The sequence below is a fragment of the Neobacillus sp. S1115 genome (assembly GCF_055385565.1).
Genome location: NZ_AP038275.1, coordinates 3,354,984 through 3,380,375 on the forward strand (window position 1 = coordinate 3,354,984; position 25,392 = coordinate 3,380,375).

Consider the following 25,392-nt stretch of genomic DNA (forward strand, 5'->3'; position numbering starts at 1 on the left):
CCTCAAGTACTTATTTTAAGAATTAATAGATTAAGAATCTTAAAATTTTCAACAAAGTAGTAGTTATTAAAGGAATTTAAGCGCAGCTGCAAACCTTTTGATTCCTTCATGTATGGATTCTTCATCTTCCCTTGCAAAAGTAAAACGAACAAATCCCTTTTTAGATCCCATTGTTGAACCTGGGACAAAAATGACTCCTCTTTTGATTGATTCCTCAAGCAATTGCATTTCATTACAGTCTTTTTTCACCCTGCACCATAGATGAATTCCTCCTTGTGGGATGAAATATTCCACTTGATCCCCTAAAAAATAATTTAGGCTGGTAACAATTTGATTCCTTCGATTCTCTAATTCCTTTACCAATCCTTTGATATGTGAATTGAAATTTTCCGATTCTAGAAAATCATTGGCAATCCATTGAGTATAACTTGCATGCCCGAAATCAATTTGTTGTTTCGCATCGGATAATCTTTCAATAACCGGTCTTGGTCCAATAATCCAGCCAATTCTTAACCCAGAAGCGATGATTTTTGATAAAGAGCTAATATATAATACATTTCCGTGGATATCCATCGATTTTAATGTTGAGACTTCTTCTCCTGTAAAAGAAGTTAAACTATATGGATCATCCTCGACAACGGGAATCCCGTATTCAGAAGATATTTCTAAAATAGCTTTCCTCTTAGTTTCACTAAGCAGAGTCCCTGTCGGGTTTTGATAAGCCGGATTCAAAAATATCATTCTGATTCGGTGTTTTTTATATAATGTCAGCAAATCATCCGGTTCAATACCATCCTTGCCTACTGGTAAATAATACGGTTTAATTCCTGCTGATTTAAATATAGGAAGATTGTAATTGTAAGAGGGATCCTCTAAAGCAACAGCATCTCCTGGTTTTAACAGACATTGAACTACCAAGTGCAACGCTTGTTGTGCTCCAGATGTAATTAAAATAGATGAAGGATTTGTTTCAATTTTACGAAACTGCTTGACATGCTTTGTAATGGTACCCCTTAATACCTCGTTCCCCTGTGGATGATCGTATCCTAAGCTTCCAATAAATGATCTAGTTGAGGTAATCTCCCGTAAGAATTTCAAAGGAAAAAGATCTTCCGACAGTTCCCCGCTTGCAAGATTGATCAACTTATGTTCTACTGCTTCTTTTCGAATCCTTTGTATTACAGGTTGATTTGGTAAAAACGAGCCTGCCTCGACATACCTGTTCCAGCTCGGTATACGCTTCTTGGTAATACCCCAAATATCTTTACTTATTGTCGTCCCGCTTCCCCTATTTCTTTGAATAAGTCCATTTGACTCCAATTCGTCATATGCAGCAACCACTGTACTTCTATTTACATTAAGTTCCTTAGCTAATTTTCTTTCGGAAGGTAGTGGTTTATCCGGAGGAAAAGTACCATCCGCAATTCCATTTTCGATAAATTCTGCAAGCTGCTTATAGATAGCTTTTTTGGCGTTACGGTCTGGTTTCCAATCCATATTCAACATTCCTTATTAAGTGATTATTCGTGGTCTTATTATTCTTTTTTTGGAAAAATATCCCATTATAAAAACCTATCATCATACGACAATAGGCATTTTTATTAGGTAAAAAACACAATAAATATTCCAAGAGCAATTAAAATTAATGGAATAGAAATCGCATAAATTAAGGTCAAATTTGTTGTGTTTCTTTTTGTCGAGCTACTATAATTTTCGTCAGCCTTTCCAGCAATAAATAATGTGGAAATAATTGCGATTAGGATGACAACAATTACCAAGGTAATTAATATCTTCATATAACACCTCTTATGAAATAAAATATAGATATATTAATGATTGTGGTTGGACCACTAAAGTCTTATTTTATTTGTCTAATTATTAGTAATATCACTTTTAAAATTATAATATATGGAGTTTGTTTAGAGACCCTCCAATTATCCATAAATTCTACCATCCACTTTATCGAAATCATAATTACATTTAAAACTAAACTTCCACTGGTGATTTTTAAACAGTTAGTTTAATCAATAAAAGTTTTAATAAATCCAGGTTTGGTTTTCTAAAAGATAAAAAAGGCTGTATAATACAAAAGTTAAGTTGAAATTTTATGACCTATTTTGTTTACTGGATGTTTCTCCGTTTATATAAAACTATAAGAATAAATGAGGTTAGGATATGGGAAGATATAAAATCGGTTATCGTACGTTAAAGACAGCCATTGGCACGGCTGCAGCGATCATCATTGCTCAATTTTTCGGCTTGAATTTTTTTGCTTCTGCCGGCATCATAACGATTTTATGTATACAAAACTCCAAGAAAAAATCCCTCAAAACTGCGTATGCCCGTTTTGTTGCTTGTATACTTGGCATCGGCTTTTCCTTTATATTCTTTGAAGGGATCTCCTACCATCCACTGGTCATTGGCTTATTACTATTACTCTTCATACCGGTTACTGTTCTTTTCAAGGTCTCGGAAGGTGTGGTAACTAGTTCTGTCATCATTCTCCATATCTACTCAGGGCACCAAATGACGGCGGGAATCGTTCTAAACGAGGTCTATCTTATTGTGATTGGCATCGGAACTGCCCTGCTGGTCAACTTGTATATGCCTAGTCTAGATTCTAAGCTAAAGCAGTATCAAGTAGAAATCGAGAAAAACTTCCGCAAAATCTTTGAGGAAATGGTTTCCTATTTACGGACAAATGAAAGCCGTTGGATGGGGAATGAAATTACGGAGACGGCAGGCTTGCTGGAAGAAGCTAAAAGTTTGGCGTTTAGAAATGTAGAAAATCATTTTTTACGTTCAGAAAATTACTATTATCATTATTTTCAAATACGTGAAAAACAATTTGAAATTATTGAGCGGGTTTTACCAATCGTGACATCCATTGAGCCGTTAGTCAAACAAAGGTATATGATTGCAGATTTTCTTGAAGTAGTAAGCAGTTCCATTCACCCAGGGAACACGGCACAGCAGTTGTTAATTCGCTTATATGAATTACAAGACCAATTTAAGAATGAACCTCTCCCGGAAACCAGGGAGGAATTTGAGGCCAGGGCTCAATTATTTCAATTGATAAAAGAGATGGAGCAATATCTACTGATAAAGAAAGCTTTAAAAGTGGAATCGAAAGTAATTTCCAACCACTTATTAACCGCTAAATAAAAACGAAAAATGAACTGGAAATGATGGAAGGTTGTTTAAGGAAGGACCCTCCCCTTATAGACAGAGGAGGGTTACTGTATTTTTTTCTATTTATTCTTTAAGTGTATAGGAAGTATTTTTAAAAAGGGCCGTAAGAAAAGCAATGCTGAAAAAATGTATTGCTTTTCTTCAATTCTTGCACCCTTTAGTTGAACAAAAACTCACAGTGAAAAGGGATTTAATTGATATTCGAATAAGAAGAAACATCAATTCTACGATGTTTCTTCCTAATTTTTCAAAGAAAAAATAAATTCTTAACGGAGCCTTATCTTAAAATGTCCTCAATTCGAGCGAAGGTTTCAGCATTTAACTTTACGCCTGATGCTTTTACATTTTCCTCCATCTGTTCAGGGCGACTTGCCCCTACAAGAGCACTGGAGACATTTTGTTGTCGTAAAATCCACGATAGTGCCAGGGTAACTAGTGACATGTCATTGTCTTTTGCAACCTCTTTTAGTAGTTCTACTTTATCAAGATTCTCCTCAGTGAGTAATCCAAAAAGATTACTGTATTTTTCTTGTGATGCACGGCTTCCTACAGGAGCCTGAGAACCCTTCTGATATTTACCAGTTAAAACACCCTGGGCAAGAGGAGACCAAACGACTTGGCCAATGCCATGTTTTTCACATACTGGGATGACATCCTTTTCAATATACCGTTGAAGCATGCTGTATTGTGGCTGATTCACAACAATTCGGTCAAGTAGCTTTTTGTCTGCAAGATGAACCGCTTCTGTAATTTGCTCAGCTGTCCATTCACTAACCCCGATATATAATACTTTTCCTTGGCGTACAAGGTCATCTAAGGCCCGCAATGTTTCATCGAGTGGCGTTTCCTGGTCAAAACGATGACAATAATAAATATCCACATAATCGGTGTTCAGGCGTTTTAGACTCGCATGACATTGTTCCATTACATGTTTTCGGGATAACCCACGATCGTTCGGCCCATCACCCATTGGCCAGAATACCTTTGTGGCTAAAACATAGGAATCACGTACGAATTTCTTTAGGGCTTTTCCGACTACAATTTCTGCTTCCCCGCGCATATAAACATTGGCAGTATCAAAAAAGTTTATCCCAAGGTCATAGGCTTTATCGATTGAAGCTGTAGCATTTTGTTCCTCAACATACCCACCATATGTAAGCCAGCTGCCTAAACTTATTTCACTCACTTTTAGTCCTGTTTTTCCTAAACGACGGTATTCCATGTTTATCCCTCCCAAATAATTTCGTGACGCAAAATAAAAATACTATATATTTTGTCTCTATGTCCAATATTTTGAACTTGTTCCAAAATAAAGAAAAAACCAAAAAGAATTGGCTTTTTGCAATACACCAAATCCATTTCTATTGTTCAAGCAACCTGCCCGATAGTTGAAGAAGGAAAGCTGCCGCATTTGCACAGCATCTATACAACAAGAAAGCCGATTGTGCAATAAAAAATGACCTTACCTCCTTAAGGCAAAGTCATTTCATGCTTCTTAATTCATTTGATTTAATACTATGTTGTTCAATCTTTTGGAACAATTTATTTCGAATTTCTTTATCAATGCAACCATCAAGCAATATTTTATTGTACTTAATTTGGAATTGATGCCAAGCTATAAGTATCAAAAATTTCATTTCAAATCCGCTTTAATACATAGTTTTCTTGCATTTGTTCTAAGCGTTTTTGCTGATACCACTTAACAACCATCCGTTGCTTTGCAGTGAGGTAACCTTCTTTACTTCTCGGTGCATTTTTTCTCATGTTTTTTTTATTCATTTTATACCCTCCAAAGTTATCGTACGGAGGTTGTATTCGGCAACTGGCAAGCATAGTCAAATGACTTTAGCCCCTATAGTTTTGCGTCATCATTTTTCAATGATTTTGCCCTTTCGTACGATTTTATATATTTTATAGTAATAATAATAATTGGTTTCAAAATTTGACGTATAATCTAAATTTTCCCCTTATTTAGATTTTATGAACCAACGTGTCAACATATTCTTGAAACCCCTTAGTGAAATAAAAAATACTACCTCATTGGCAGCTTCAGTTCAACGGTAAAGTTAGAAAACGAAACGTTGTACTGGAAAGGTTATTTTGATGGTGAACCAACAGAGGTAGAAAAAGAAATATTAAGCGTCGCCTCTATTGAAGTAGTAGCAGATTTCCACGTAATTAAGGATGTTATTGAGGAATATTTAAATCGTACACACCCTTTAAAAATGGAAATGTTACAATTTTGGGCTTTCCTAAGATGGGAACAAGATTAAATCTTCTACAATGAAGATTGTGAAACAATGTACTTACAGTAAAAAAGACCTTTGGCACCTCAAAATAAGTTTTTACATTGAGTAATGATTAGAAATTTCTAAGGAGCCTATCCCAGCTAAGGTTATAATAAAAACAGGCGTTTCAACAATTGTCGAAACACGCCTGTTTTACAAAACTTCTTTTCAATATTATTTGAACGGTTTTATCAGCAAATCTTAATATGGGTAGTAGTAGTGGTGGTGGTGGAATGGGTAGTAGTGGTGATGATGGTACGGGTAGTAGTGATGGTAGTGTGGATAGCCAAAACCAAGCCCTGGAGCTCCAAAACCAAGTCCTGGTGCAAAACCAAATCCCGAACCTGATCCACCTAAACCAATCCTTGCATATGTTGTATTTGAGGCATAATTATTTGGGATCATCACATTATCCTTCTCATTTATTTTTACATTAGAGTTTATGTGTTTTTGGGTAAAAGTTCTTGGGTGTTTGTCTTGTATTCTAAGAAATTAAATGACATTTTAAACTCTCCCGTTAATGGAACAAGAACAAGGAGCCGCAACTACAACTCCTTGTTTCGCTCAAGCATCCGTTTATTCAACAATATATGAATGATTACAACCCGTTATTTCTCCCATAGCTCAACCTATCTACCCTCAGGGTCTTTAAACAAACTCCTTCTTCACCCCACCTGCTTCGATAGTTCAATTTCTAACATTTCCATTTCAAATATTAAGGTAATAATTCCTGTTTTTTACCGTAAATTATAGATTTCAATTATATGGAACCTTATAAAAAATTTATTAAATATGGATTAAAACACATTTTAGTAGAAAAGTGGACAAGCATCCTATCATTATTCTTAATCAAAGAATAGCATGTACTATCCTAAAATAAGGAGGTGAAAGGATTGGCTGATAAGTTCAATATAAATTTTAATCCTGCTGCCCCAGCAGGACCGCCAAATCAAACAGTAACTGCGAATCAAGGGGCACCTGGTACTTCGGCATGGCCTGTTATAGTAACTTCTGGTACTGTAAATGTAGGAAACACTCCGAACGTGAACGTCAGCAACTTCCCTGCTACACAAAATGTATCTGGTACAGTCACTATGCCTACCCATCTAGGACGTCCACAGCCAATTTTGAATCTTGTCATGTTATCTTCTGATTCAGGTTCTCTCTTTAGAAGAATATTACCCGATGGAACTGCTACTCCTTTAGATGTAATATCCGCTTTCGTTCCCCAAGGCCAAGCTTTAATTGTGACAGATATACAATATCAATATTTTAATGCTCCTGCTAACTCGAATGTACCCGTCTATGCAACATTTGGACCCCAAAATGTACCTTCTCCTAATGATGTAGCTATTAGTATTTCACAATCAAGCAGTTCAGGATTTGGTGGAGGAAGCTTATCATTTACAAACGGTCTTGTCATTACACAGCAGTCAAACTTCTCAATAAGAAGCGATCTCAATTTGGGTGGTCAAATTAATTTTGTAACGATCCAGGGATACTTTACAAGTCTTTAGCGAGGGAATTCACAACACAAATACCAATAATTTCACATCAAAAACGCAAGTGAAAATCACTTGCGTTCCTCCTTTTAATCTAATGCATTAAATCTTTAAAATGTGCTGCATCTCATTTATTAAATAGTAGCGGTCATTACCGGAATCCTTGTACATGGATTTCTAGTCAATAAATAATATTGTTATCTTTTTTTACTTGATATTACTTGAACGCTTTTTATAACCTCTTGTTTGTCTATAATCAATTGGAAAGTTAATTTCTTTTTTTGATATTGATATGATTGCCTGATAGGGTCTCTATCTATTAATTTAAATCCCATATCCTCTAAAAGGTTTTGAGCTTTAGTTATCTTTTGATTTGGTTTAATGCCTAATATGTCATAATTCGGATTTGTAATTTTTATATCTTTTACATAATGTTTGGTCTCTGATAGCCGAGCAAATAAACCCAAATTCTGATAGTACATATCAGGTCCACATCCCATACAATAAGAGACTTCACTATCCTCTTCTCCAAATAACTCAATAACTTCCTTTTCTTTCATAAATAATTCTAATCCGTTTACATTTATCTTATTTGCTAGATTTAGATAATCATATTGCTTTCCAACAACTCCAGCAATAACCATAACTAATACAAAAAATGTGTCAAAAGAAATTTTTTTACTCAATTTCCCCACCTCCATGGCTGAATTAGTCTCACCTATTTTCACTTTACATTTTGGCTCTGTTATAACTGAATGTTGATTTTACTGAGTTTGAAAAATAAACGGAAGAATTCCGTTTACTTTGGAAAATACTAATATTTTCTTAAAAATAAAGGAAGTTTTTCCGGCTATATCTTCTAAATCTTTGAATTTTGTGTTATTTAGAGCAGTTAATCGGAATATCTCCGCTTATCTCTGCTTTTTATGCTTCCTCTTTATACATTAGCCGGAAATTCTCCGCCTATGAATTTTCATACCTACACGAAAATCAACAATGAATAATAACAGAGCCTAAATTTTAAGACGTTATAAGGGACAAAAAGTTACTCTGAGAATCATTCATTTACTCTGTACGAAACTTTTCGCTTGCATCCCATTTCACTGTGAAATTTAAAGCGTATGAATATTTCCAATGGAGGAAACTCAACACATTTTCTTTCCATGTCGATTGAATCACCTCATAGTCCTAGCTTCTCATGTAAGGGTTCTATACTTTTTTTTAAAAAAACTCCTTACACGTCGAGAATCCCAGCCTGCCAATCAATGACACACAAGAACCGTCCCCACGTCTCAATTTATATACTATTGGTCGAATCTTTCAAAAATCTGCTTCAAATTGGAAATATGAGAGTAGAATTTGCAGCTTTCGGGGGGTAATTCGGCTCCAAATTAGAAATGAGTCGATTCGCTGAATGGGCTAATTCTCGATATGGTAGAGATACCCGGGAATACAAAGGCAAAGCGCGCTTTCCTGAAAGGATCTACCGTTGGAAAGCTTTGAACAGTTAGCAGAACAATATAAACCAATGATCCACAAGATCATCCATTCTCTTTATATTTACACAGATAAGGAGGAGTTTTATCAGCAAGGCCTTATCGCACTTTGGGAGGCCAGCAAGAGATTTGACCCGGAAAAAGGGAATTTCACTAACTATGCTTATACGTTTATTAAAGGTAGCTTGCTTATGGAAATCAGAAAAATGGCGAAAGTACAGGAAAAAAATATTTTTCCGGAGCAGGAGTTCTGGGAAATGGCAGTTGATTGCCACCAAGAACCATCCTTAGAAAATGAATTCCTGGTATCATATTCGGAAATGCTTACCCCGAAACAACGGAAATGGCTTCAATACACTCTCCGTTCTGGCCTATCCGTCAAGGAAATTGCTAATAAAGAAGGTGTAACGGTTTCAGCAGTCAAGCAATGGCGGGAAGGAGCTCGTGGGAGGTTGAAAGATTTAATCGTGGACTGAACCGAAAGCTTTGGTGTTTGCGAATTTGTATTTGGCAATAATAAACGCTTTAGGAAATAACAAATATAAGTGTTTCTTATCAACATCGGCACTTTACAGAGCTAACTGCAATGAATCCCATTCACTTCCAAAAACAGCCCCATTCTGATTATTACACGATAGATTTTCAAATAGACTTAACGAATCAAAAATAGAAATAAATGGTAAATAAGAAGACCATTAGGTTTTAGCAATAATAAATCCCAAAGAATAACTAATTAATATGAAATTAATCCACTCCCATGAAAGGAGTGGATTTTTATTTTTGGCTTCGTTACTTCTCTTGGACTCACGGGCAGAATAGATAGCGTATTAATTTTTCGGCTTATTAATAATTGATGATATTTAACAAAAGCACAGTTATTGAAATAAGCTAGTTTCTTATAACTGCAAACTCATAGTAATTGTCCTAATGCTAAAACCCAATTTTTCATACAGTTTAATTGCTTGATTCCCTGCAAATGCACTTAGACGGATTTCTGAATTTCCATCTTGTTTTAGATGGTCAATACCTGCTTTCATTAACAGTTTGGAAATCCCATTCCCTCTAAATTCTTCTACAACAAATAGTTCGTAAATAAATCCATTCATCATATCAGTAAATTGGTCTTTGCTAGTCCCTATAAGAATCCAGCCCATTAATTTATCGTTTTCTGTTGCAATTAAATAATAGCTTCCCTTTTCCAAAAGTGGTTTAACAAGTTGGTCAATTTTTTCTTTCGTAGGTTCTACTTCACCTAATGTGCCATCAAAAACAGCTTGTGGAGAAAGAGATAATACCTTTTTTAAATACAAAATCGTTAGGTTTTCTAATATCCATTAATTGAATCAGTCCTTTAATTTCCTTTTATTCAGTTTAGAAAAATATCCCAATATTTCTCTTCTAAAGGCTATTATTAACTTGAATTCTTCTTATGTTAACCTGCCCCGTTAGAAAAAAAGCGACTGCCACCTTATCGAACAATCGCCCTCGTCTGTTTAATAATTACTATTGAATTTATATTTCAACTTCCTCAATAATTGAATTTCCCTCAGATTTTTCAGCATCAAGCCATTTCCATTTCTCAAATAGCCTAATTCGGCCATTATCCAGGATTTCAGGAGTTGAAACACATTCTCCTCCTCTAATTTCATTTTTTATATTAATATGGTTATACCTAAACTCTAAACAACCATCTTCATTAACAATACCAATTAGTAAGCCTTTGACGATTTCTCCTCCACTGTACGTTGCTGAGATAATTTTCCCTTCTTGCTTATATCTAAAAATTGTTTTTGAAGATACTTCGCCATTAGCAGTATTATCAATTGATACAAATGTACGATTGTTATAATTTATCATATTTTTTCTCCCCTTATTACTTGTCCTAAATACATTCTTTTTTATTCCTGCTTAAATTAACTCCTCTCAAAATAGCTATATGGAAGGGAATTCTTCAAATATTTTTAAAATCCTTCTTAAACTCCCTGCCACTTTAGCACAAGAAAAAAGCCGTCAAAAATGGCAGCTTGATCTTAAACTCTTGCACACCTTTACTTGAATAAGAACTATTGCACAAAAACGATGCGACAAATGTATATTTAATACATTATACTAATGTGAGAAGTTTTTCCTTTCTTTGAAGGATAGATTCCAAAAGAATCTGGAAATATTTGCGTTGAACGGTAGAGCAATTCAGTTACCGTTACACATTTATACCCGTTCTTGTCTAAAAACTCCAAAATGTTTTCTAAGGCTTTTGTTGTAGAACAGGTTTGAGTATATTCACTACCATGCCAATCATGAAATATAATGATATTACCTGGCTTTACTCCTTTTTTTATATTACTGTATATTTGACTTGCTGGAGGATCTGCCCAATCACGAGAATCTTGATTCCACGACCATAATACGACCTCTTTTCCATTTTTTATAGCGGTATTTATAATTACATCATTATAAAAACCCCCCACAGGACGATAGAGAGACGGTTTTAAACCAGTGAATTTCTTAATAATTTTATCTGTTTCATCCAATTCAGAGGATAGTTTTGCAGAGGTTATATTCCCATAAATATGATGGAATGTATGATTGGCAATTTCATGTCCTTCTTTAACTTCTCTTTTTAAAAGATCTGGAAATCTGACTACTTTATTCCCAGCTACAAAAAATGTAGCTTTAGCATTATGTTTTGCTAATATATTAAGTATTTGAGGAGTGAAAACAGGATGAGGTCCATCATCGAAAGTAAGGGCAACTAACTTTTCTTTTGTGTTTACTTCCCAAATAACACGCCCAGTTTTTTCATATTTTTCTCGACTGTTATCGGATGCATCCGAATTTACTTGAAAGGAGAAAAAAGAAATCAATAAAAGCACGCTAATGAACAAAATTTTTTCCATTGGATAAGCTCCTCATTTATGATGAACTTATTTTGTCAAGTCTTTATTAAAAATATTTATCGTCAGATTATGAAATGTTGTAGGATCCTGTTTCACAGTATGATCTATTGTGTTTATTGAAGTAAACTCCCTCAATAAATGAAGGAAAAATCCAACTATAACAATTGGAGAACCATTACCAACCATTTGAAAAATGAATATTTTTTCCGTGATAAAATTGTACTGTTAAAAGCAGATATTTAGTCAATGAAAATTGGAGTACGTGTCCTTTTTACCTGTAAGGAAGAAAAGGACCACGTACTCCAATTTGTGTGTCACAGTTTTACCAGCGTGGCTAACAGCCATTCTAGAGTATCCGAAGGTATCCTGATCCGTGTAATGTAAATGTGTAATGCTACGGGAACGAATAAGTTTATAGAAATTGAAAGACCTCTATGACCGGCTGTTTCCATTCTGGAATTAGGGCGTGATTCCCTAACGCGATTCTCAAAAAGCACTTTTCGTTTTGCGTGCTAAAAGAGTAATAACTTATTTAGAACATATAGATTTCTTTTTGTACATAGATGTCTATGTTTTTAGGAACGGCTATTAGATTTCCATTTATCGAGAATATATTTATATCCTAATATTCCAAGAGCTATGAACAGGGCTGATAGAATGGCCAATGCATATGGTGCAGGAAATGGTACGGGTGGAAGTTTGCTTCTCACAAAAAAATCCAAAAGAATCGACCAGGATCCGGTGATAGCTGATGTGACAACGAAAATCGTCGACACAATCAAAAAACGATCCGCATTTCTTTCTTTTTTCTCATCTTCTTCTCGTTCTCTATCCCTTCTATCCTCCTTCTCTTGTTCCAAGCGTTTTTGTTCTAGCAACTCCCATGCTCTTCGCTCTTCTCTTTCTTGTTCCAGACGTTTCTGTTCCAGTGCTTCTCTTGCTCTCCTGTCTTCACGCTCTTCTTCCTTAAACTTTAAATCTTCTCTCTCTTTTTCTCTTTCCCGTTTAGCCGCTTGCATTTCAGCAATGGAGGCTAATGCCTCCATTTCGGAGTGAAGATCTAGCTTTAATTCTTCTAAACTTAAATTTTTTGCAATAGCCTCGTATAATGTTTGCTGATGGGTAACACTTGAAACATGCTTAAAAAATCCACGAAGAATAAGAAAGTTAATGTCCTTCCGTAATTTTAATATTTTGGTCTCTGCAGCATTATCATCAATATTTGTTTCATTTTCCCCTTTAGAAATTTCTGATGCTTCAACATTTAGAGCTAAAAAAGCATATCTTTGATGAAGAGCTAGAATATATATGTAAAAATACGATATTTCTAGATTCCCAGTATAGTTACTGGTGAAGAAATCATTTGTTACTTGATTGTCAGTTAAATAGACCAAATTCGTCAATCCCTCTAAAGAGACACCCCAATAACTATTCTTAAACAGCTGGATGATCTGAGGATTATGATCGGTATCAAGTTCCAATGGAGGTGGTTGATAGGAATCTTTATATCCCTTCCGAAGCTTGTATAACGCAAGCCTAAGTTTGTTCTCCCACTCCGGCTCTCTCGTAAACATTTTATCTAATAGCATAAAGTTGTAGACAATAGCTGTTTCTGGGCCATTTTGCGAATTGGTAAAATAGGTATTAATTTGTAATCCGTTCAGAATGTTTCCTGAAATCTCAGATAACGTTCGGAAATTCTTGGTTAATTCGTCGATTGGCTTTGCGTTCTTCTTAAAATATGAAAAGAATTCTGCTTGATTATATAAATGAGACCGAAAAAGGTGGTTTAAATGCTTGAGATAGTAGTTTGTAAGAATAATTTTTTCAAGGTCAGGACTGTTGTGTTTAATGTCATAAACCAAAAATCCAATCTGTGTTTCAAATAGATATAAGGATACTTTCGTAATTTTATAATTCGTGACCTCCTCATTTTTTTCGTTCATTAAATAAAAACTCTGAGAAGAATTCAAAGGTAAATAATATTTTTTTCTTGCTTCTTTTTTTAATTCAAAATATCTTCCAATCGTACCATTCGTTATTTCTTCTTGATCAGAGGCAATTAAATTTGAAACATGTTCTAATATGTTTTTTCTCTCAACGTACTCATTATCAATGATCCAGTCATGCTCTAGCGTTTCATTAACTTCTTGGTAACCCTTTCCGTAGGAAAACGGTATGATCAAAATGGTTTTACTTTTATCAGTAATTGTCTTTGTTCTAATTTTGGAGGCCTCAAATTCGCAGCTCATGTGTAACTCCTATATGCAAAAATATTTTTGATATCGTTCTTTCTCAAGCCTGATTTAGTACAAATATTGATTACGAACAGTCAAACTAAGCTTGTTCGCTCCTAACTGGTTTGTTCTTTTGTTTTGCTTTTACCCACTTTTCAAGTCGAGGGAAAAACGTGTTATTGAGTTTATTATCTGATCCGATCTTTAAAAGGGAGGCAACATCTTTAAAATTATTGGACCATTTAAATTCTATTACCTTGTAGCTATTCCACTGGCGGTCAAATATGCCATCGTTATAAATATCAGATTGGCATGTTACAAATACATCCATACCCATTCCATGTGCTAAAGCAGCTTCCAAGTGGAGCCAGCTGGATGTATACTTTGTATGCATTTTATCTTCCTGCTTTACACCACCGACACGGTCTCTCAAGAAATAGGCATGACTTCTTTCAAGACCTATAACAATAATACCTTCACATTCGTTTAAAAATTCTTCAATTCTTTCCAATGGTCTATTCTCATCATAATCATCCATTACTGCTCGTACGGGCTTTATCCCAATTCTTCTTAGCCGATTATAAAACAGCTCAATGAAATAATTTTGAATTTCTGTATCAGGATTAATGGTACTGATAAAAACAGGTATTAAATCTTCTTCCTTAATTTGTTCTTCTTCGTTTTTATTTTTAACAATATCAGTTTTTATTGGAAAATGCTTTAGATACAAATCCAATAGGATGGTTATGCTATTTAAAATGGTCTGAGCTTCACTCTTAAGAGAATCCTTAGAGTACCCCGTATCATGAACGAGACCGTTTCTGATCTCTCTTATTAAATTACACCGATAAATCATCTCTTGAGGGACGGTAATATCAATGCCTTTTTCACGTTTTTTCAGGTTGCGCAGATGTTCAATATAGTCATTTAACATTTTAAAATCTTTTTTTCTACGCCTAAATCCCGAAATATTTCAGCTAAAAAACCCTCTAAAAATACCGAACCCCAGATGGCAGATGCAAAGTATTGCTGCTCCCTAAAGGACATTGCACAATTTTGCAAATGGCTAAAATTCGCCTCTGAAAGATACGGTTCATATAAAAAGAATTCAAATTTTTCCATCATATTCTCTCCATGCTTTACATCAATTTTCCCATTACTCATTTTACCAAAATAATATATGGTCAACACCTATTTTTCATTCAATTTAATAGAATGATAAACATAATAGTCATTTACAACTCTTGTGAGCAGCTCTTTATCCATGTACACATGAGACATTAAATTCCGGCCAATCCATCAGGGAATTTGCCTATAAGGAAGGTGTAACGGCATCATCAGTCAAGCTAGAAAAATAATACGTAATTAATTACTCGTCACCAAAATCAAAAGGCTAGAATACTTGATTTAACAAGAATTCTAGCCTAATAGTTTTAATATGAAAGACTTCCTCAGGAAAAAGAAAAAATGAAGAAAGAATTTTATAGAAGTAAATCCATTTAATGATAAAAGGTTTAAAGTTGATTTAAATACTTTTTTATACTGTAAAAAGTATTTTCTTTTTCAGTTATAATCTTAAAACCATTTTTAACAACATTTTTTGTTCCTTCATCTAATGGCTCAATATTCCATTGGTCTGTTACAACACCATATTCAACCTCTAATCCACTGTCATAGAAAACTCGTAAGGATGTCAAAATCCCCCATTCTTCAAGTGAACAACTCTTAATACTACTGTAATGAAAATCAGATTTAATCATACTGATAGTAGGGTCTTTATTTGTTGAAATAATAACTAAATCGATATCAGATGTTGAATGATAATCACCCCTGGCATATGAACCAACAACTGCTACACCTTTTATATTTTTTTGACGTTCTGACCATTCCTTAAATTTTTCAAAAAGTAAGTCGGCTTTATCCAATTTTTGAGTTTTCCTTCCTATTTCAAACTTAGTCCCAGTAACACCCATGTTTGCCTTCATTTATTTTTCTTTCGTTCCATTCTAAAATCCCTTCTCCTTGTTCAAAACCTTGTTATTCCATTTCCTTTTTATAAATCTCGATAATTATATAAACTCATCGGATGTGAACTGGTTAGATTCTACATCATTATCTTTTATCGCCTAATTCTATGTCTATTTTGTTTTAAAGTAGTGACAATTTGCAAATTTTATTCAACTAAACACGTTAGTACAAGGACAACCAACAATTATTCCCCATAATAAAATCCCCAGACATTGTCATAGGGATTTGCAGCTTTTTTATTCAATTGTATCAGGTAACTACTATTTAATCACTCTGTCGATTGGACTTGAGATGACTTTTGTACTTGTGTTACGGCGGTTAAAGCAGATGAAATTTCGTTTGATGCCTGTTTAATCGCTTCCTGGGCGAGTATAGGATCGGAATTTGCCTTTTCAATTGCTTTTGTTAATAATTCCTGAGTGAGTGTTACATTTGCTTTTGCTTGATTTAGTTGGTTTACATCAATTTGAGTCATAAGAATCTCTCCTTTTATTTCGAATACTTCTATATCATCACCTTACATTTTATTTTTATTAATGGAAAAAACTACATCAAAATTGTAATAGTGTTTAGGATTTTTAGTTTTAATTCTTATAACTATGTTAAAAACTAATATTCATTTATATCATTAAAATCTACTAATATTGCTACTCTAGTTCCCTTCTTAGCAAACAAAAAAGGGATTGCCGCAGCATACCCGATCTTCAACTCTTGCCCCTGATACCTTCAGTACTTTATTTCACAACCAAACCAAAAATTTGGGCAGTAATCCCGAATAATGGTTTGTTTCCAGCTGGCATATTAAAAGAATTGATGGCCATTATTGGTGGTTGCCTTACATTAACAAATCCACTTTTATTCTAATATGTAAAATAATTAATTACATTTCAAAAAATTTATGTCTTTCTACCTTACAAACCCTAAGAGAAAAATTTTTATACCATTCTGTTTTCCCCTTTTCTTGTGCCATTCTATGGGCTGAATTTTCCTTCCAATCTTTTATGGATTCTAAAGAGTCCCAATATGAAACTGTAATTCCTAACTCCCCATCACGAGCACTTTCTACCCCTAAGTATCCCTTCTGCTGCGAAGCTAACTCTACCATTTTGTCAGCCATTTTTCCGTAACCTCTGTCACCCTCAGTTCGCTGTGATGCAAAAATTACTGCGTAATAAGGTGGTTCAGGAGTTTTTGCAATTCCACTCATATTTCGTTCCCCCAAGTTCACTGATTTCTTACATTCTTCCTTTTTCATTATACATTTTATTACACTAAACTTTGTAACTTAAAGAAGAAAATGGCATTACCCCATTGGTGAAGGAATGCCCCCTTTAAGTGTATTTTTCCAAATTTTTATTATAATAAAGGTATTCTGGTGAAGCTACGGCTAAATGCGATCAAGAAGCGGCGAATTTCATGGCTTTAATCTTGATGAACGACATTGTGACTAACAAGCGACCCTAGAAAATGCACGTCGTGCGGCGGTTGAAATCGAAAAAGCTTTTCGATTAAAAGGTCAATCGTCACCTTACACCACAGGATTCCTATTCCCAAAACAATCTCATACTTCTGATCCCGATATCGCCGCTTTTTAAGGCAAACTAAAACAGCAGGTTGGTTCTATTATTTGAATTGAATTGTATTCCTATAATTACTTTGCTGTAACTAACCTGCTCAGTCCTCATATATGACGACCTTTAAATGGAACTGTATCGGATAAACTTTATTGTTTTTCCTTTGCTTTCCAAATCAATTCCGGAATTAATGGAAGATTATGAAGCGAAACACCAGCTGCTAAGGACAACGCATTCCCGAGTGCCCCAGGCATTCCCATTAAACCTAATTCTCCTATTCCACGAGCTCCATAAGGTGCATCAATCTGTGGATTTTCAACAAAATCAACCAAGTAGTTAGGATTCTCCCCATATCGAAGTGGACGATACGTCCGAAGGTGCGGATTTAAAACCCTCCCTAAATCATCAAAATAAAATGTTTCTCTTCCAGCGAATGCGAGCCCCATACTCATCGCCCCCATAACCTGGCCTAATGCTGTTTTTACATTCAACACCCTGCCGGCATCCACCACCGCAGCAGCATTAACTAATCGATAAGTATAATCTTTACGATCAAATTCTACCTCTACACCATAAGCCGCAACAGACCACTCTGGACCGGGTTTTCCAGCACCAGTTTCGGGATCCAAAGATGTTATATGACGTAAAATATATTTTCCTCTGCCAATGATTTGACCACCTATAGCGTTACCATTTGGATACTTATATCCATAACCAATTTCTTTAAAATCGAGACCAATGGATGGATCATCCCTCAAAAACACCCGGCTATTTGCCACTTCCAAATCTTCTTTCGGTGCTCTTAGCACACATGAGGCCACTTCTTTTAATTGGGTAATCACATCTTCTGCGGCATTTAAGGTGGCCCTGCCTGCCATAAATGTTCCCCTGCTGGCAACAGTCTTCCAATGTTCTGGCATGGTCTGGGTATCAATTTCCATTCTGACATGAATTTTATCGACATCCATTTTGAGTCTCTCGGCGAGAATTTGAGCAAGCACAGTCTTAGTTCCAGTTCCAATTTCGATAAGACCTGACATTAAATTGATACTACCATCTCGATTAAAGGTTAAAGTAACACCGGAGGGAGCGTTGGCATCAATCGTTGACGTTTTCCAACTGCAGCTTACGCCTTTTACCCTAACAAAACGTCCATCTATCTCTTTAACCGGCCCTTCGTCCCATTTCATTAAATGTTTTACTTTCTCAATACAATGTGGTAAATCCCCTAAATTGCTTTTATTTAAAGGAACCCTTGTAGGTGTTGTATTTCCTGGCCTAATGGCATTTAAAAACCTAAGTTCTAGCGGATCCATCTGCAGTTTTTGTGAGAGTAAGTCGAGTGTTCTTTCAATCACAAAGGTAAGCTCTGCATGTGAAAATCCTCTGTAAGGGGAGGCATACGGATGATTGGTATACATACAGTATGAATCACACCATACATTCTCCACATTGTAGGGTCCTGTGCAATCCACCGCCCCAGATCTCGTTACATCAATTGCTTTGTCCGAATAAGCACCCCCATCCCACAAAAAAAGGATTTCCATAACTTTTATTTTCCCATTACGGTCAGCCCCAATTTTAACTGTTGCATCTAAACCAATGTGACATGGAGATGTAATGATATCTTCTTCACGCGTATTAAAAACCTTTACGGGTCGGCCACCAACAGCCTTCGATGCTAAGTAAGCGAGTATTTCAAGCTGAACGGGCGCTTTTCCACCGTAGCCTCCTCCAACAAACGGCGTGTGAACAACAATTTTCCCTATATCTTCACCTAGGTATTCAGATATTAGCGTTTTGACCATATAAGGCGCCTGAGATGAGGTCATTATATTGATTGTTCCATCACGTGAAATCTCACAAGTTGAACATCTTGTTTCCATTGCGGCATGATCTGATGGGGCAAAGGAATAGCTTGCTTCTACTGTTACTTCACTCTCAGACCACCCTTGTTCCATATTGCCCTTGCGAATTTTTATATGGTTTGCAATATTAGTTCCCGGGACCGGGCTTGAATCTTCCTCCTTTTTGTATTCACCTAACCTTTCATGAACGAGGGGAGTATTCCTTTGGAATGCCAGTGTAGGTGAATTTACCACAGGTAATAATTCATATTGCACCTTCACAAGGTCAGCGCCTTTCTTAGCCTGAGCAGGATTATCAGCAACAACTAAGGCAACAACTTCACCGTGATAACGGACCTTATCGACAGCAATCGGCGGGCGGTCGCGAATAGCCTCACCTGTGAGTGGCAAATGGTCTCCTGTGATAATTGCCCTAACTCCCGGTATTTTTTGTGCTTCTGTCGTGTCAATCGCAGTGATCCTAGCGTGCCCATATGGACTGATGACCTTGGTACAAGAAAGCATCCCGACTGATTGGTAATCATCTGTGTATTTCGCATCTCCTGTCACTTTATCCCAAGCGTCTTTACGAATAATTCCTTTTCCAATTACATCCAAGCCAATCCCTCCTAACCGTCGGTTTTCATGAACCTTTCCAATTAAATTAATATTCGTGTAAATTAAGATAAATACACTACGTTGAAATAACCCAAATATTTAATGTTACCCGCAAAAAAAAATCGTGCTTATTCATTACAGGAATGCTGCCCCGTTAGCCATCCATGAAGCGCAAAAATCAGCGCTTCACCACAGAGAATGAAAATGGTTTTAAACCGTCAATACTGATTCTACGGCTGGGAGAGGAAGGTCGATGAACTATGGTGCGTTAGAGCCCATCCGTTAGTCTGACTCCAACGACCACGGTGCACCACTGACTGTCGCTCCCTTACGGGAAGCACACATGGTAGATTAATCCTATTCTGGTTGCTGCACCAGCCTCTAATATTATTGTGAGCCGTAGAAAGGATGTTTTCAATGGATATAGTCGTTGAAAGAGCATGCGGTATGGATGTCCATAAGGACAATATTACTGCCTGTATTTTGACACCTGAAGGAAAGGAGATTCAAACGTTCTCTACTAAAACTGTATTTCTTTTACAGTTGGTTGACTGGATTAAACAACATAATTGTACCCATGTCGCCATGGAGAGCACGAGTGTTTATTGGAAGCCTATTGTGAATTTACTAGAAGCTGAGGATATTGAGTTTTTAGTGGTTAATGCTCAACATATGAAGGCAGTTCCAGGACGAAAGACAGATGTGAAGGATGCAGAATGGATTGCCAAACTTCTTCGCCACGGACTACTTAAAGCCAGTTATATTCCTGACCGAAATCAACGTGAATTGCGTGAACTCGTTCGCTATCGTAGAAGTATTATTGAAGAGCGTGCCAGACAACATAATCGAATCCAAAAAGTGTTAGAAGGAGCGAACATTAAGTTGGGGTCAGTTGTTTCAGATGTGTTGGGCGTTTCAGCACGAGATATGCTTGATGCCATTGCCGACGGTGAAGAGGATCCTGAAAAACTAGCAAACTTCGCACGCCGCACTATGAAAAAGAAGAAAGAAGAATTGGAACTCGCCCTAAAAGGCTATATAAGTTCACATCAACGCCTTATGTTAAAAACCATTTTAGGTCATATCGACTTTTTAACTGAGCAAATCGAGATGCTTGATAAGGAAGTTGCGGACAGAGTCAGTTCTCATCAAGAAGATATAGCACGATTAGATTCGATTCCAGGTATAGCGACCAGAATGGCTGAACAAATCTTATCTGAAATTGGGACTGATGTGAAGAAACAATTCCCCACTGCAGCTCATATGTGTTCTTGGGCAGGATTAGTTCCTGGGCAAAACGAAAGTGCAGGAAAAAGAAAATCAGCAAAAACTAAAAAAGGAAATAAGTATTTAAGATCGGCGTTAACCGAAGCAGCTCATTCAGTCAGAGGATCCAAAAACTATCTTGGAGCACTGTATAGGCGTACAGCATCCCGAAAGGGTAAGAAACGTGCTGGTATTGTAGTCGCTCACGCAATGTTACGTATCTCTTATTATCTATTAACTCGAAAAGAAATGTATGTAGACTTAGGCGAAGACTACTTTGATAAGCAGAGACAACAGTCAATTGTTCGACATTCTCTGAGACGACTCGAAAGCTTAGGATACACCGTTACGTTGGAAGAACCTAAAATCTCTTAATCCAGTCCACCTTATTACCATAAATCCATGAAATTGGCGCTCTCCCCTTTTAAAAAAACGAATGAGCTGCGTCCTCTTTAGTATTGCCTTTTTCTGTGAATTACAGAAGTTAATTTTCATGGTAGTTCAACAAGAAAAAATGACCGCTACAGCGATCATCATCTTTAACTAAAGCTACCCGTTAGTGGAATAAGACCCTTTCCAAAAATGTAATTACGAAAATACTCAACCCATAAGCTGTAATTGACTTGTGTAGATTATTTCACTTATTTTCAAATTACAACACATCATCGCTTAATCAATCCAGACAGGTCTACTTCTAATACTTTATCTTCTTTATCGTTGTAAGTAGATAACAATACAGTAATGATTCCCGATTCATTCTTCGTCTCTTTCTTATCGATAACCTCGGCGATGGTATACAATTCATCACCAGGATACACCGGTTTTATAAATTTCAAATTATTCATCCCTGTTCCAGCGATGATATCATCACCATAGATACCTTGTTCAATCCAAAGCCTTACTGAAATGCTTAATGTATGTAGTCCGGATGCGATGATTCCATCAAATCTCCCCTGCTTTGCTTTTTCCTCATCTAAATGCATATATTGAGGATCAAATTCTCCTGCAAATCTCATAATATCCGCTTTTGTCATTTTGAAGGACTTAGTTTCAAACACCTGTCCAACTGTAAACTCATCAAACTTCATAATTACACCTCTTATTTAGAAACTTTTGCACTTGTTTATATTAAGGTAGCATCAAATGCACATCAAGTTAAAAAAATACTCAAAATCCTCTAAAATCAATAGAAAAGAATACTTTTTTGGGGATATATATATTTCATCTTTGCAATTGTAAATACCTTATTTAACTATCCTGTTTCGTAAGTTCAATAAGAAAACAAGACGCTGCTGTAGCAACCTCTTGTTTAACTCTTGCACCCGTTACTTTAAAGTACAATTCTTCACAATCTCCTTCTTTAATGGGCGATGCTTTTTATAGCATCACACCGATAATAAAAAATTTTGTTGTTATTCTTTAGAATTAATAACTTTCGCCAACCCTAACGCTAAATTCCGTGTGAGTATATCTGAAACTAATTTTTCATCCTTCAGCTGACAATTAATAATTAGTATAACTTCTCCATGTTTTTCATTCCGTACCAGTTTAATTTGCTTTTTTTTATTCTTCCATTTATACAATATTATTTCGATTACTAAACCAATAATAATGCCGCTGGCTGCACCAATTAGTCCCCAGTATATAGGTCCCCATTCTAATTCAAATCCCTTGCTGGCTAAAATAGTTGATAATACAACTGCTAATGCAAAACCCTTATCTAAAAACGAACGACCGTCAGAATGATTAAGGGAGTCAATGATTGAAGCTCTAACATTTACCTTCTTTAATGGAACTGCAAAAATATCCGTTATGCCATTCTCCTGTAACTCTGTTATCCCAAGCTCAAGATACTTTGTATGTTCAAAGGTCGCAAAAATTTGCATTTATTCCACCAGTCCTCCCTTATGAATGTGGAAATTCGAAGGCTGGAAATTTTCCTCTAAAAAGCGTGCTTGTTCTTTTGCAAACAATTTATTTAGTTCAATAGTATCTGTATAAGATTGATACAATGTGAAGAAATAAAAAGACGGTATAAATAGCAACCATTGCATATTTAATACTTGTGTGGATTTTTGTATATCTCCCTGTATTAAATAAATTATTGCTTCAGCGAAGTGCGAGTAAAATACAAAGATAACTGCCCAAAAAAGTGTAAAAAAACTTGCTAAGATTCTTTGTTGATAAAATTGACCTAGACTTGGAATGAAAATTGCCCAAATAAGGGCTAGGATAGGATTTCTCTTATCCAGATAATTAACACCCGCTGCGTTCATAGCATATTTCTTGATGGGAGAGTTGGCACTTTCGCTAAGTTTATACTCTTTGTTCAAATCAACTGCTCCACGGTAACTGTCCCATATACCGAATAAATATATAGGTATATATAAAAGCAATAATCTGGTATTTAATATACCTTTAGCTGATGGTATATCGCCTATAAAAGAATACACCATAGCAGCGTTTAGATTTGAATATGAATTAATACAAATTTCCCAAACAATTAGACCAGTACCACGAAAAAAATGTCCTAGTAGAATATGACCAAGTCCAGGGAAAGCTGCTGACCACCAGGCAATTATTGAAGGTTTTCTTAAATGAAGTATGGTTGTATCAAAAATTCCTAAAACGTTTCTAGGAAGACTTTCTCTTCTCATAACCCTACTCATATAAAATACTCCTTTGATCCAAGTTTGTAATTTCTGTGTACAGGTTAAATTCAGTTATATAATCCTTTTTCCTTAATCTCTCCAAAAAATTTAATAACAATAATGAAAAAGGACTGCCGAAAACAGCCCAATTTGTTATGAAACTAAAGCACCCGTTCGTATTATAAGGTCAACTAGAAATGAAAATATTTCTGGTTGACCATTTTTTATATCGATATATGATAACCGTAGCCGGGGTAGGACGTCGCACCCGTGGGACCTGATCCCGTCAACTAAACAGTTCGCCCCCTACTTGTAGAAACATGATTGAGGCTGGTTGGGACAATGATCTCGTATAACAAGCGAAGCTATGAAACTACATGGAGGAATAGGGGTTACCGGTTAATTGTATTTCTAGGAGGAGATAACGATGAATCCAGTCATAGGTCTGGATGTGGCAAAAGGTGAAAGTCAGGTTCAAGCATTCTTGGATAAAAAGAAGCCATTTAAAAATAGCTTTAAAGTAACACATACTCTTGAAGGGTTAGCTAGTCTTCTAGATTTTATTAGAGAAGTTGAAGAAGTATCAGGGGAAAGGCCTCCTATAGTATTGGAATCTACTGGACATTATCATAAACCGGTTGTTCAGTATTTCGAGGACAGAGGGTACTTATTGATTATCGTGAACCCTCTCATATCGTATCGGGCTAAAAGTTCTAGTTTACGCAAGGTAAAAACAGATGTTATTGACGCGTATCATCTCTGCGAGATGTATTATAAAGAGGATTTAGAGCCTTATAAACAGCGAGGAATCCAGTTCTTAAACCTTCGTAATCTTACAAGACAACATGAAAATATCACAGGCATGCTTGTACAAACTAAACTACAATTTCAGGCAGTTCTGGACCAAGTGTTTCCTCAATACTGTGGAGTTTTTGGAGATTTGTATTCTGATGTTTCTTTACTGACTTTACTGTCATTCCCTACTTCAGAGGAAATCTTAGCAGCTAAAGAAGAGACAATCTCCAAGAAAATAAAAGAATTATGTAAAAGTCGTTCGCAACAATGGGCAAACAGTCAGGCGGGGAAATTGAAGGTTGCGGCAACTCAAAACCCATTTCAGAAATCCTTATATCATAGTCATATCCTAAGTCTAAATATGTATATTAAAATGCTTCTTGAATATAAAAAGCACCTATCCAAGCTTGAAGATGAGATAGATGCTTTAGCCAAAAGTATTGAAGAATATGAGATTATCCAATCCATCCCCGGAATCGGAGAAAAAATCGCGGCAACGATTATTTCTGAAATTGGGGAAATTGATTGGTTTAATCACCCTAAAAAACTAGTTGCGTTTGCCGGAATTGATCCAAGTGTCTTTGAATCTGGTACCTTTAAAGGTACTCAAAATCGAATTACAAAAAGAGGTTCTAGTAGATTAAGACATGCCTTGTATATGGCCGTGAAATGTGCCATTCGTGACTGCCGTAAAAAGAAAACGACAGATGAAATCATTCCTCGTAACAAGCGATTACGAGAGTTTTATGATAAGAAACGTGAAGAAGGTAAACCCTTTAAAGTAGCTGTGATAGCATGTGCCAATAAACTCTTACATTGGATTTATGCGCTTTTAAAAAGTAAAACAACTTTCCAGGATTTAGCCTAACCGAAAAAAATAACCAAACAGCCCAACGCTTTCCAAATACAATATATTGGAAGGCTATTTGGTATGCGCAAAATTAGTATAGCATGAAGTAATTTAAGTTTTTATTGAAAAATGTTGACAAACCATTAGCTGG

24 protein-coding genes, 1 pseudogene and 1 riboswitch are annotated in these 25,392 nt (G+C 35.8%); of the genes and pseudogenes, 6 read left to right on the forward strand and 19 right to left on the reverse strand.

The annotated features are described in order from the left end of the window. Positions 1 to 66 precede the first annotated feature (66 nt). Together pdxR and ACZ5B7_RS16255 are read right to left on the reverse strand one after the other, a co-directional pair. Entirely contained in the window at positions 67 to 1,497 is a 1,431-nt protein-coding gene (pdxR, locus tag ACZ5B7_RS16250) for a MocR-like pyridoxine biosynthesis transcription factor PdxR (protein WP_464490107.1), read from the reverse strand. Positions 1,498 to 1,601: 104 nt separating this feature from the next. Continuing rightward, a complete protein-coding gene (locus tag ACZ5B7_RS16255) occupies positions 1,602 to 1,796 on the reverse strand; it encodes a hypothetical protein (protein WP_464490108.1) in 195 nt (64 codons plus the stop codon). A gap of 379 nt (positions 1,797 to 2,175) precedes the next feature. On the opposite strand from ACZ5B7_RS16255, the gene ACZ5B7_RS16260 reads away from it, so the two are divergent. Then, a complete protein-coding gene (locus tag ACZ5B7_RS16260; RefSeq protein ID WP_464490109.1) occupies positions 2,176 to 3,165 on the forward strand; it encodes an aromatic acid exporter family protein in 990 nt (329 codons plus the stop codon). A 304-nt stretch (positions 3,166 to 3,469) separates the two neighbouring features. Here ACZ5B7_RS16260 and ACZ5B7_RS16265 read toward each other — a convergent pair whose 3' ends face one another. Together ACZ5B7_RS16265 and ACZ5B7_RS16270 are read right to left on the reverse strand one after the other, a co-directional pair. Then, positions 3,470 to 4,414 carry an aldo/keto reductase family protein gene (locus ACZ5B7_RS16265; protein ID WP_464490110.1) on the reverse strand — a complete coding sequence of 315 codons (945 nt, stop codon included), beginning with the start codon at positions 4,412 to 4,414 and terminating at the stop codon, positions 3,470 to 3,472. Positions 4,415 to 4,830: 416 nt separating this feature from the next. Further along, positions 4,831 to 4,971 carry a hypothetical protein gene (locus ACZ5B7_RS16270; RefSeq protein ID WP_464490111.1) on the reverse strand — a complete coding sequence of 47 codons (141 nt, stop codon included), beginning with the start codon at positions 4,969 to 4,971 and terminating at the stop codon, positions 4,831 to 4,833. Between the two features lie 35 nt (positions 4,972 to 5,006). Continuing rightward, positions 5,007 to 5,091, reverse strand: a riboswitch (cyclic di-GMP riboswitch). 140 nt (positions 5,092 to 5,231) lie between these two features. Here ACZ5B7_RS16270 and ACZ5B7_RS16275 point away from each other — a divergent pair. Further along, a complete protein-coding gene (locus tag ACZ5B7_RS16275) occupies positions 5,232 to 5,465 on the forward strand; it encodes a hypothetical protein (RefSeq protein WP_464494507.1) in 234 nt (77 codons plus the stop codon). Between the two features lie 206 nt (positions 5,466 to 5,671). Here the strand turns inward: ACZ5B7_RS16275 and ACZ5B7_RS16280 are convergent, their stop codons facing one another. Beyond that, the gene (locus ACZ5B7_RS16280; RefSeq protein ID WP_464490112.1) at positions 5,672 to 5,833 is read right to left on the reverse strand and encodes a hypothetical protein; all 162 of its coding nucleotides are present in this window, start codon (positions 5,831 to 5,833) and stop codon (positions 5,672 to 5,674) included. Between the two features lie 540 nt (positions 5,834 to 6,373). Here ACZ5B7_RS16280 and ACZ5B7_RS16285 point away from each other — a divergent pair. Next, positions 6,374 to 6,997 (forward strand): hypothetical protein, encoded by a 624-nt coding sequence (locus ACZ5B7_RS16285; RefSeq protein WP_464490113.1) that lies wholly within the window; start codon positions 6,374 to 6,376, stop codon positions 6,995 to 6,997. Positions 6,998 to 7,179: 182 nt separating this feature from the next. Here the strand turns inward: ACZ5B7_RS16285 and ACZ5B7_RS16290 are convergent, their stop codons facing one another. After that, a complete protein-coding gene (locus ACZ5B7_RS16290; protein ID WP_464490114.1) occupies positions 7,180 to 7,668 on the reverse strand; it encodes a hypothetical protein in 489 nt (162 codons plus the stop codon). 803 nt (positions 7,669 to 8,471) lie between these two features. Here ACZ5B7_RS16290 and ACZ5B7_RS16295 point away from each other — a divergent pair. Then, positions 8,472 to 8,954 carry a sigma-70 family RNA polymerase sigma factor gene (locus ACZ5B7_RS16295; protein ID WP_464490115.1) on the forward strand — a complete coding sequence of 161 codons (483 nt, stop codon included), beginning with the start codon at positions 8,472 to 8,474 and terminating at the stop codon, positions 8,952 to 8,954. A 420-nt stretch (positions 8,955 to 9,374) separates the two neighbouring features. Here ACZ5B7_RS16295 and ACZ5B7_RS16300 read toward each other — a convergent pair. The 10 genes and pseudogenes from ACZ5B7_RS16300 to ACZ5B7_RS16345 all read right to left on the reverse strand — a co-directional run bounded on the left by ACZ5B7_RS16300 (position 9,375) and on the right by ACZ5B7_RS16345 (position 19,679). After that, positions 9,375 to 9,813 (reverse strand): annotated as a pseudogene (locus ACZ5B7_RS16300) (N-acetyltransferase family protein). Positions 9,814 to 9,990: 177 nt separating this feature from the next. After that, positions 9,991 to 10,335, reverse strand: a complete 345-nt coding sequence (locus tag ACZ5B7_RS16305) for a n-acetylglutamate synthase (protein WP_464490116.1) — start codon at positions 10,333 to 10,335, stop codon at positions 9,991 to 9,993. Between the two features lie 239 nt (positions 10,336 to 10,574). After that, a complete protein-coding gene (locus ACZ5B7_RS16310; RefSeq protein WP_464490117.1) occupies positions 10,575 to 11,375 on the reverse strand; it encodes a polysaccharide deacetylase family protein in 801 nt (266 codons plus the stop codon). 575 nt (positions 11,376 to 11,950) lie between these two features. Further along, on the reverse strand, positions 11,951 to 13,627 hold the full coding sequence (locus tag ACZ5B7_RS16315) for a hypothetical protein (protein WP_464490118.1): 1,677 nt from the start codon (positions 13,625 to 13,627) through the stop codon (positions 11,951 to 11,953). An 85-nt stretch (positions 13,628 to 13,712) separates the two neighbouring features. Beyond that, the gene (locus ACZ5B7_RS16320; RefSeq protein WP_464490119.1) at positions 13,713 to 14,546 is read right to left on the reverse strand and encodes a hypothetical protein; all 834 of its coding nucleotides are present in this window, start codon (positions 14,544 to 14,546) and stop codon (positions 13,713 to 13,715) included. Further along, on the reverse strand, positions 14,540 to 14,737 hold the full coding sequence (locus ACZ5B7_RS16325; RefSeq protein ID WP_464490120.1) for a hypothetical protein: 198 nt from the start codon (positions 14,735 to 14,737) through the stop codon (positions 14,540 to 14,542). The genes ACZ5B7_RS16320 and ACZ5B7_RS16325 overlap by 7 nt, the downstream gene beginning before the upstream one ends. 389 nt (positions 14,738 to 15,126) lie before the next feature. Then, positions 15,127 to 15,585, reverse strand: coding sequence for a nucleotidyltransferase domain-containing protein (locus ACZ5B7_RS16330; RefSeq protein WP_464490121.1), 459 nt, complete (start codon positions 15,583 to 15,585; stop codon positions 15,127 to 15,129). Between the two features lie 323 nt (positions 15,586 to 15,908). Next, positions 15,909 to 16,115 carry a hypothetical protein gene (locus ACZ5B7_RS16335; RefSeq protein WP_464490122.1) on the reverse strand — a complete coding sequence of 69 codons (207 nt, stop codon included), beginning with the start codon at positions 16,113 to 16,115 and terminating at the stop codon, positions 15,909 to 15,911. Between the two features lie 405 nt (positions 16,116 to 16,520). Beyond that, positions 16,521 to 16,847, reverse strand: coding sequence for an antibiotic biosynthesis monooxygenase family protein (locus ACZ5B7_RS16340; protein ID WP_464490123.1), 327 nt, complete (start codon positions 16,845 to 16,847; stop codon positions 16,521 to 16,523). A gap of 516 nt (positions 16,848 to 17,363) precedes the next feature. Beyond that, on the reverse strand, positions 17,364 to 19,679 hold the full coding sequence (locus ACZ5B7_RS16345; RefSeq protein WP_464490124.1) for a xanthine dehydrogenase family protein molybdopterin-binding subunit: 2,316 nt from the start codon (positions 19,677 to 19,679) through the stop codon (positions 17,364 to 17,366). Between the two features lie 417 nt (positions 19,680 to 20,096). Here ACZ5B7_RS16345 and ACZ5B7_RS16350 point away from each other — a divergent pair, with 417 nt between their 5' ends. Next, positions 20,097 to 21,320 carry an IS110 family RNA-guided transposase gene (locus ACZ5B7_RS16350; protein WP_464490125.1) on the forward strand — a complete coding sequence of 408 codons (1,224 nt, stop codon included), beginning with the start codon at positions 20,097 to 20,099 and terminating at the stop codon, positions 21,318 to 21,320. Between the two features lie 287 nt (positions 21,321 to 21,607). On the opposite strand, the gene ACZ5B7_RS16355 is transcribed toward ACZ5B7_RS16350, so the two are convergent. From ACZ5B7_RS16355 to ACZ5B7_RS16365, 3 genes are all read right to left on the reverse strand, one after another. Next, positions 21,608 to 22,033: a MaoC family dehydratase gene (locus tag ACZ5B7_RS16355; protein ID WP_027323056.1), complete on the reverse strand. Its 426-nt coding sequence runs from the start codon at positions 22,031 to 22,033 to the stop codon at positions 21,608 to 21,610. Positions 22,034 to 22,357: 324 nt separating this feature from the next. Next, on the reverse strand, positions 22,358 to 22,831 hold the full coding sequence (locus tag ACZ5B7_RS16360) for a hypothetical protein (RefSeq protein WP_215006635.1): 474 nt from the start codon (positions 22,829 to 22,831) through the stop codon (positions 22,358 to 22,360). After that, positions 22,832 to 23,614 carry a hypothetical protein gene (locus ACZ5B7_RS16365; RefSeq protein ID WP_464490126.1) on the reverse strand — a complete coding sequence of 261 codons (783 nt, stop codon included), beginning with the start codon at positions 23,612 to 23,614 and terminating at the stop codon, positions 22,832 to 22,834. It lies immediately after the preceding gene. 409 nt (positions 23,615 to 24,023) lie between these two features. On the opposite strand from ACZ5B7_RS16365, the gene ACZ5B7_RS16370 reads away from it, so the two are divergent. After that, a complete protein-coding gene (locus tag ACZ5B7_RS16370; RefSeq protein ID WP_464490127.1) occupies positions 24,024 to 25,259 on the forward strand; it encodes an IS110 family RNA-guided transposase in 1,236 nt (411 codons plus the stop codon). Positions 25,260 to 25,392: the final 133 nt, after the last annotated feature.

Bases quoted from the DNA above. Each gene is read 5' to 3' on its own strand.
- ACZ5B7_RS16325 (WP_464490120.1), bottom strand. From the start codon at position 14,737: ATGATGGAAAAATTTGAATTCTTTTTATATGAACCGTATCTTTCAGAG.
- ACZ5B7_RS16315 (WP_464490118.1), bottom strand. From the start codon at position 13,627: ATGAGCTGCGAATTTGAGGCCTCCAAAATTAGAACAAAGACAATTACT.
- ACZ5B7_RS16255 (WP_464490108.1), bottom strand. From the start codon at position 1,796: ATGAAGATATTAATTACCTTGGTAATTGTTGTCATCCTAATCGCAATT.
- ACZ5B7_RS16330 (WP_464490121.1), bottom strand. From the start codon at position 15,585: ATGGGTGTTACTGGGACTAAGTTTGAAATAGGAAGGAAAACTCAAAAA.
- ACZ5B7_RS16370 (WP_464490127.1), top strand. From the start codon at position 24,024: ATGAATCCAGTCATAGGTCTGGATGTGGCAAAAGGTGAAAGTCAGGTT.
- ACZ5B7_RS16310 (WP_464490117.1), bottom strand. From the start codon at position 11,375: ATGGAAAAAATTTTGTTCATTAGCGTGCTTTTATTGATTTCTTTTTTC.
- ACZ5B7_RS16305 (WP_464490116.1), bottom strand. From the start codon at position 10,335: ATGATAAATTATAACAATCGTACATTTGTATCAATTGATAATACTGCT.
- ACZ5B7_RS16340 (WP_464490123.1), bottom strand. From the start codon at position 16,847: ATGAGTGGAATTGCAAAAACTCCTGAACCACCTTATTACGCAGTAATT.
- ACZ5B7_RS16365 (WP_464490126.1), bottom strand. From the start codon at position 23,614: ATGAGTAGGGTTATGAGAAGAGAAAGTCTTCCTAGAAACGTTTTAGGA.
- ACZ5B7_RS16350 (WP_464490125.1), top strand. From the start codon at position 20,097: ATGGATATAGTCGTTGAAAGAGCATGCGGTATGGATGTCCATAAGGAC.
- ACZ5B7_RS16360 (WP_215006635.1), bottom strand. From the start codon at position 22,831: ATGCAAATTTTTGCGACCTTTGAACATACAAAGTATCTTGAGCTTGGG.
- ACZ5B7_RS16320 (WP_464490119.1), bottom strand. From the start codon at position 14,546: ATGTTAAATGACTATATTGAACATCTGCGCAACCTGAAAAAACGTGAA.
- ACZ5B7_RS16335 (WP_464490122.1), bottom strand. From the start codon at position 16,115: ATGACTCAAATTGATGTAAACCAACTAAATCAAGCAAAAGCAAATGTA.
- ACZ5B7_RS16260 (WP_464490109.1), top strand. From the start codon at position 2,176: ATGGGAAGATATAAAATCGGTTATCGTACGTTAAAGACAGCCATTGGC.
- ACZ5B7_RS16265 (WP_464490110.1), bottom strand. From the start codon at position 4,414: ATGGAATACCGTCGTTTAGGAAAAACAGGACTAAAAGTGAGTGAAATA.
- ACZ5B7_RS16355 (WP_027323056.1), bottom strand. From the start codon at position 22,033: ATGAAGTTTGATGAGTTTACAGTTGGACAGGTGTTTGAAACTAAGTCC.
- pdxR (WP_464490107.1), bottom strand. From the start codon at position 1,497: ATGGATTGGAAACCAGACCGTAACGCCAAAAAAGCTATCTATAAGCAG.
- ACZ5B7_RS16270 (WP_464490111.1), bottom strand. From the start codon at position 4,971: ATGAATAAAAAAAACATGAGAAAAAATGCACCGAGAAGTAAAGAAGGT.